This is a genomic window from Lactobacillus sp. N54.MGS-719 (assembly GCF_000980505.1).
Taxonomy (GTDB): Bacteria; Bacillota; Bacilli; order Lactobacillales; family Lactobacillaceae; genus Lactobacillus; species Lactobacillus amylovorus.
Map to the genome: position 1 here is coordinate 1 of NZ_LARO01000068.1, position 5822 is coordinate 5822.

General features: G+C 36.5%; 6 protein-coding genes and 3 pseudogenes. 5 read left to right on the forward strand and 4 right to left on the reverse strand.

Features of this window, described 5'->3' with window-relative positions; all coding sequences use genetic code 11:
* The 3 genes from WS44_RS08600 to WS44_RS08605 all read left to right on the forward strand — a co-directional run.
* A partial coding sequence (locus WS44_RS08600) for a 6-phospho-beta-glucosidase (RefSeq protein WP_046434035.1) occupies positions 1 to 1224 on the forward strand: 1224 nt, incomplete at its 5' end.
* A 212-nt stretch (positions 1225 to 1436) separates the two neighbouring features.
* Entirely contained in the window at positions 1437 to 1610 is a 174-nt protein-coding gene (locus WS44_RS10150) for a CsbD family protein (protein ID WP_013641773.1), read from the forward strand.
* Positions 1611 to 1621: 11 nt separating this feature from the next.
* Positions 1622 to 1882, forward strand: coding sequence for a GlsB/YeaQ/YmgE family stress response membrane protein (locus tag WS44_RS08605; protein WP_046434036.1), 261 nt, complete (start codon positions 1622 to 1624; stop codon positions 1880 to 1882).
* 35 nt (positions 1883 to 1917) lie between these two features.
* Here the strand turns inward: WS44_RS08605 and WS44_RS08610 are convergent, their stop codons facing one another.
* Positions 1918 to 2589, reverse strand: a complete 672-nt coding sequence (locus tag WS44_RS08610) for a DNA alkylation repair protein (RefSeq protein ID WP_046434037.1) — start codon at positions 2587 to 2589, stop codon at positions 1918 to 1920.
* Positions 2590 to 2658: 69 nt separating this feature from the next.
* A pseudogene (locus WS44_RS08615) lies at positions 2659 to 3665 on the reverse strand (zinc-binding dehydrogenase).
* A gap of 63 nt (positions 3666 to 3728) precedes the next feature.
* Between WS44_RS08615 and WS44_RS10155 the strand changes: the two are divergent.
* Positions 3729 to 3980, forward strand: a pseudogene (locus WS44_RS10155) (helix-turn-helix transcriptional regulator); the annotation flags it as partial.
* Between the two features lie 43 nt (positions 3981 to 4023).
* On the forward strand, positions 4024 to 4953 hold the full coding sequence (locus WS44_RS08620) for a nucleoside hydrolase (protein WP_046434038.1): 930 nt from the start codon (positions 4024 to 4026) through the stop codon (positions 4951 to 4953).
* A 60-nt stretch (positions 4954 to 5013) separates the two neighbouring features.
* Here WS44_RS08620 and WS44_RS08625 read toward each other — a convergent pair.
* Positions 5014 to 5329 (reverse strand): annotated as a pseudogene (locus WS44_RS08625) (hypothetical protein); the annotation flags it as partial.
* Between the two features lie 104 nt (positions 5330 to 5433).
* A complete protein-coding gene (locus WS44_RS08630) occupies positions 5434 to 5703 on the reverse strand; it encodes an FMN-binding protein (RefSeq protein WP_013437682.1) in 270 nt (89 codons plus the stop codon).
* Positions 5704 to 5822: the final 119 nt, after the last annotated feature.

Here is a 5822-nt window from a genome sequence, read left to right on the forward strand (position 1 = left end):
AAGTTAATGGCTGAAATGGGCTTCAAGGCTTTCAGAACTTCAATTGCTTGGACTAGAATTTTCCCTAATGGTGATGAAAAAGAACCAAATGAAGAAGGTTTAAAGTTCTATGACGATTTATTTGATACTTGTCATGAATACGGCATTGAACCTGTAATTACCCTCTCCCACTTTGAAATGCCATTTAACTTGGCTAAGAATTATGGTGGTTTTACTAACCGTAAAGTGATCGACTTCTTCGTTCGTTTCGCTGAAGTTTGCTTCAAGCGTTACAAGAACAAGGTTAAGTACTGGATGACTTTCAATGAAATTGATAACCAATCAGCATTTAACAACGACTTCTTAATGGCTACCAACTCCGGTATTTTATTCAAAGATGGCATGACTGATAAAGACAAAGAAGCAGCTATGTACCAAGCAGGTCACTATGAACTTGTTGCTTCTGCATTAGCAATTAAGATCGGTCACAAGATCAACCCTAGCTTTAAGATCGGTTGTATGATCAACTATTCACCAGTTCGTCCACTTACTCCATCAAGTGATGATGTATTGCTTGCTGACAAGTGGGAACAACGTCGTGACTGGTTCTCAGACGTTCATGTCTTTGGTGAATATCCAAATGCTGTTGAAGCTTACATTGAAAGAAATGGCTATCGTCCAGACATTACTGATGAAGACAGAATTGTCTTAAAAGAAGGTACTGTTGACTACGTAGGCTTCTCTTACTACCAAACTACTACTGTTTCAAGCGAAAAGGTCAAGCCAGATGATTTAACTGACTTGGCTAAAGCAGTTGCTAAGAACCCTACTTTGATGCGCAGTGATTGGGGTTGGGAAATTGACCCTGAAGGTCTTAGAATTGCTTTGAACCAATTGCAAGATCGCTACCACAAGCCATTGTTCATCGTTGAAAATGGTCTTGGTGCTTACGACAAGGTTGAAGCAGATGGTTCAATTCACGATGATTACAGAATTGACTACTTGAGAAACCACATCTCTGAAATGGAAAAGGCAGTTGAACTCGATGGTGTTGATTTGATGGGTTACCTTCCATGGGGATGCATCGACTTAGTTTCTGCTGGTACCGGTCAAATGGACAAACGTTACGGCTTCATCTACGTTGATAAGAACGACGCTGGTGAAGGTACTTTGAAGCGTTCACGCAAGGATTCATTCTTCTGGTACAAGAAGGTCATTGAATCAAACGGTAAAGATTTAGACTAAAAGTCCATCACGAATACACAAAGAGTTGGAGTAAAATCTAACTCTTTTTATTTTGGTAAAAAGGCTCAGTTATAGCTAGTTACTTATTGTGCAATTAAAAGTGCTGGTTTATAAACTATTTCTTAAGTCATCTTCCGTGCTTTGACATAGTGTCACTAAAAAGATATAATATACTTGTCAATTAAATTAATTGTATAGAAAGGACTTATATGATGACTAAAGCAAAAAGTGGCCTAAAAGACAAGATTATCGGCAAGGCCAAAGAAGTTGAAGGTAAAATTACTGACGACAAACTTCGTGAAGCCGAAGGCAAAGCCCAACAAGCTAAAGGCAAGCTTAAGGACAAAGCCGCTAAAGTTAAAAAAGACATACAAGAAAAGGACTGAGGTGGCCTAAAATGTTACATTGGCTATGGGCATTAATTGTTGGTTGTGTGATTGGTTTAATTGCTGGTGCTATTACCGGTAAGGGCAAATCAATGGGATGGATTGCTAATATTTTAGCTGGTCTGATCGGTTCATCACTTGGCGAATTATTACTTGGTAACTGGGGACCACAAGTAGCTGGAATGGCGATTATTCCATCTATTGTAGGAGCAGTTATCTTAGTATTAATTGTTTCTCTATTTTTAAGTAAACTTAACCACAAACATTCTTAAACGAATATCAAAAGCAAAAAAACAAACGGTCTTTTCTAAAGATCGTTTGTTTTTAAATATTTACTACCTTCCGTAATACTTAACTTGGCCAAATGATTATAATTTCCATCAATAAAGTCACTTACCCATTCTGGATTAGTTTTAGAATAATCTCTTAGTGCCCAACCAATTGCTTTATTAATGAAAAATTCGTCACTTTCAAGATTATTTTCAAGGATTTGACTAAGTAAAGCAGTATTCATCTTATCTTTTCTAAGCAATTGATGTTCAATCGCAACTCGTCTTACCCACTTGTCAGGGTCCTTTGACCAATCAAGCATTAATTGATCTACTCGTTGATCCTTTAATCCTACATAACCATAGAGCTTCATTAAACTGTCAATTGTGTCCCACCACTGCTTAGTTCGAACGTAATGCTCTATTTTAAATAAATCATCATAGCTGACATATTTCTCCATTGCAAGCAAATAATCACAAACAAAATATTGCATTTCACGATGCTTATCATTCCACGCTTGATCAAGTAAATACCAATCGATCTGCTTTTTCTTTTTTTCATCTTTTAAAATTTGGTGATATGCATCCCTACGCGCAGGTGATTTCAACCCATAAAAGACAAATTGATTGCGCAAATATTTAGCCATCTGAATTGCATTATCTTCGTTTGCTCTCTTTTCAAAATTCTTTTTTAAGTCTTCAATATTCATAAAATCATTGTACTAAAAAAGACCCAATTAAGGGCCTTTTAAATGGATATTTATCTCTTTTTAACTATTTTATTCACCAGGTTTGTAATCCTTATCGATAATCAAAACTGGCTTGATAACTTTACCTGAAACTGAAGCTTGGTTTGCTTCATTAATGTCTTCAAAGTCAAAGAACTTTTCATTCTTTTCGTAATCAAACATGCCTAACTTATTGAATCTGATCAAACGAGGTACATCGATTTGAGGAATGGCATCACCCATGTTGACACCGATAACCTTCTTGTCACCAACACAAAGGTCATTCCAAGTTGAGAAGGTAAAGTCATGTGGAGTTACGGCAATAACTACAAGTGTACCACCTTGTGCTAAGGCATCCAAAGCTGGCTTCATTACTGCTGGCAAACCAGTAGTATCAACGGCATAGTCAACACCATAGCCATTAGTCAATTCTTGAATCTTCTTAACTGGATCTTCATCCTTAGAATTGATTGTATCAGTAGCACCTAATTCCTTAGCAAGTTCCAAACGAGAAGGAACAATATCTACGGCAATTACGCGGGTGCAACCTGAAATCTTACCTGCCATCATTGCAGCTAACCCTACGGCACCAGTACCAAAGACAGCAATTGTTTGTTGGTTAGTCACAGTAGTGGTAGTAAATGATGATTGGTTGAACATATCTGAGATATGCTTACCATTTTCTTGGAATTGATCATCACCATCAAAACGAGTACCTGACAAATTGTATTTAGCGTAGTTACGACATTGAGTTGGAATACCTTGCAAACACTTATCACAAAGACCATCTGCATAGAAGGCCATTACAACGTGATCACCAGGTTTTAAGTTTTGGACTTCTGAACCAACTTTTTCAATAATACCTGCACCTTCGTGACCTAAGATTACAGGATAGACTAGGCTTGCATCCCCTTTACGAATAGCTTCGTCTGAGTGGCAAATACCGCTGGCCACCATATGTACTTGAACATCGGTTGGGCCAACATCATGTAATCAATATCATCTTTAATTACGAAAGGATCGCCCTTTTTTTCAACAACAGCAGCTTTTATCTTCATAATACATGCCTCTTTTACTACTTACTTATCTATTCATAAGTCTTTACACTTTGTAAAAATGCTTACAATAGTAAAAATCAGGTTTGCAGTTTGATTAAGAAAATATCTGGGCAAACTTTTATCGAACTAAAAACCAGAAAAAGATTGGAACAAGCCAAATATTTATTGACCTCTAGTGACTACTCCATTGCGGAAATTTGCGATCTAGTTGGTATTCATAATTTAAACTCTTTTTATACCAAGTTTAAAAAGCAATATCATATTATGCCTAGTTACTATCGAAAAAAGAATTATTTGGATGATCATTTTCTCTGATCTCTTGCTAAAATAAAGATATATAGTTAGAAAGGTAAGAATTATGGAAAACATTTATTTTAATCACGATGGCAACATCGATGATTTAGTATCTTATTTATTACTCTTGCAAGCTCCTAACATCAAACTACTTGGCGTTGGGGCCATCGATGCTGATGGCTATATTGATCCTTCAGTTGAAGCCTGCCGTAAAATGACTGATTTATTCAATTTACGTGGTGATCAACTTGCTGTAGCTCGTTCAAATTCTAGAGCAGTTAACCAATTCCCACACGAATGGAGAATGGCTACTTACTCATTCAATTATTTGCCAATGTTGAACGAAAAAGGACACATTGATACCAAGCAAGCTGAATTGCCTGCTCACCTTGATATGGTAGAAAAAATTAAGCATGCCCAAGAACCAGTTACCTTAATTATGACTGGTCCTTTAACTGACCTTGCCCGCGCTCTTGATGCTGATCCTGAGATTGAGAAAAACATCAAGATGCTTTACTGGATGGGCGGTTCACTCAATGGTCACGGCAACGTTGCAGTAGTCAACGCCGATGGCAGTCAAGAATGGAATGCTTTCTGGGATCCATACGCTGTTAAACGTATCTTTGATTCAAACATTAAGATTCAAATGGTAGGTTTAGAGAGTACCGAAGAAGTACCATTGAATGATGAACTAAGACAACACTGGGCAAGCTTACGTAAATATCCTGCAATGGATTTAGTTGGTCAAGGATACAGTATGATCGTTTCTCTTCCATCAGCTGAATTATACTTATGGGATGTTTTAACTACTGTTAGTGCGCTTTATCCTGAAGTTGTTGAAACAGAAACAGCTCATGCCAAGGTAATTACCGACGGGCTTAGTGCTGGTAGTTTTGTACGTGATCCAAATGGACGCGAAGTAACTTTGGTTACTAAAGCTAATAAAGATTTGTTCTTTAAGAGAATGGACGAAATTCTTGAAAGAACTAAGTAAACTATCAAGCAAAAAAATACAGGGAATGTAAATTGATACATTCTCTGTATTTTTTATTTATTAAATACGACCTTGAGTTAATTCAGCACGTTGTGTAAATTGAACGTAGAGGCTAGAACCAGTAACTGACATACCTTCAATTTCTCTTCTATTTGTAGTTGTCGTAACCACCATTGTGGAATAATGCATACATAGTGTTGTCGCCAACAAAAGTTGCGTTGTGAACGTAACGGTCATCAGAAATTCTAACAGTCCAAATCTTGTTGATCTTCATATCACTCTTACGGATTTGGAGGACTTCTTCTGAACAAGGCCCATTACTGTAGTTATTGTCATTAGCTAAAACATAAATGTAATTTGATGATGAGCCTAGTGATGATAACACCCTTAAATGTCTTTTTCATTTTTCCTCCAAATATAGTAACAAAAAATTACAGACTCATTTTACCACTACTTATTCTATCTAAAAATAGAATATTGTTATTTTTCTGCCTTTTTCAGAGCATCTTTTACTGCTTCCTTAACTCCATTGGAAGTAAATGTAGCTCCGGCAACCGCATCAATGTTAGCCGACTGCTTAGCCAAAATTTCATTTTCTATCTTACCTTTAGCTTTTTGACCATATTGTGGAGTCTTAGTAGATAGATCAAGATTGACAAAAGTTATTTTATTATTACTTATTTCTAATTTAGCTGTCACAAAGCCTGCCATTCCTCGAGCTTGTGCAGAATATATTCCATTTTTTAACATATTTTGTATCCTCTTTTTTACGCCGATTGTAAAATCAAATTGAACACTTTAGAAAAATAAAAAGTCCATCTGGACCCGTTTGATAGAATGTAATTACCACAAAACATCTTGAAACGAGG

What these genes read in the sequence shown, in the direction of transcription:
- WS44_RS08630 (WP_013437682.1), bottom strand. Translation starts at nt 5,703, where the DNA reads ATGTTAAAAAATGGAATATATTCTGCACAAGCTCGAGGAATGGCAGGC.
- WS44_RS08620 (WP_046434038.1), top strand. Translation starts at nt 4,024, where the DNA reads ATGGAAAACATTTATTTTAATCACGATGGCAACATCGATGATTTAGTA.
- WS44_RS08605 (WP_046434036.1), top strand. Translation starts at nt 1,622, where the DNA reads ATGTTACATTGGCTATGGGCATTAATTGTTGGTTGTGTGATTGGTTTA.
- WS44_RS10150 (WP_013641773.1), top strand. Translation starts at nt 1,437, where the DNA reads ATGACTAAAGCAAAAAGTGGCCTAAAAGACAAGATTATCGGCAAGGCC.
- WS44_RS08610 (WP_046434037.1), bottom strand. Translation starts at nt 2,589, where the DNA reads ATGAATATTGAAGACTTAAAAAAGAATTTTGAAAAGAGAGCAAACGAA.